We start from the raw sequence: 713 nt of genomic DNA, 5'->3' as shown, positions 1-713 counted from the left end.
TCCTCAGGGAACTCGAAGTTTTCGTGGGGTTGGTCTTGAGGAGCCATCCAAGCACGGATGCCCTCGTTGAGCAGAATGTTCTTGGTGTAGAAAGTCTCGAACTCGGGGTCTTCTGCTGCCCGCAGCTCTTGAGAGACGAAGTCATATGCCCGCAGGTTCACTGCCAAGCCGACGACTCCCACTGCACTCATCCACAGTCCAGTTACAGGCACGAACAACATGAAAAAGTGCAACCAGCGCTTGTTGGAAAAGGCAATCCCGAAAATCTGCGACCAGAAACGGTTTGCCGTCACCATCGAATAGGTCTCTTCCGATTGAGTCGGGTTGAAGGCGGGGAAGGTGTTGGAGCTATCGCCGTCTTCAAACAGGGTGTTTTCCACCGTCGCCCCGTGAATCGCGCACAACAGCGCTCCACCTAGTACTCCCGCTACTCCCATCATGTGGAACGGGTTGAGCGTCCAGTTATGGAACCCTTGGAAGAACAGCAAGAAGCGGAAAATTGCCGCGACTCCAAATGAAGGTGCAAAAAACCAGCCGGACTGTCCTAAGGGGTAGAGCAAGAAGACGCTGACAAACACCGCAATTGGTCCAGTGAATGCTAATGCGTTGTATGGTCTGATGCCGACCAAGCGGGCAATTTCTAGCTGCCGCAGGCAGAATCCAATCAGCGCAAATGCTCCGTGTAAGGCGACAAATGCCCACAAGCCCCCGAG

Annotated in this window: 1 protein-coding gene; it reads right to left on the bottom strand. The window is 54.0% G+C overall.

Annotated features, from left to right (window positions below; all coding sequences use genetic code 11):
- Nucleotides 1–713, bottom strand: a 713-nt coding sequence (locus tag DSM107010_RS37900; protein WP_127025467.1) for a photosynthetic reaction center family protein, incomplete at both ends; no start/stop codon positions are given.

Origin of the sequence: Chroococcidiopsis cubana SAG 39.79 (assembly GCF_003991895.1) — a bacterium.
Lineage (GTDB): Bacteria > Cyanobacteriota > Cyanobacteriia > Cyanobacteriales > Chroococcidiopsidaceae > Chroococcidiopsis > Chroococcidiopsis thermalis.
The sequence above is the reverse complement of the archived record's forward strand: the minus strand, read 5'-3'. Positions and strand labels throughout refer to the sequence as shown.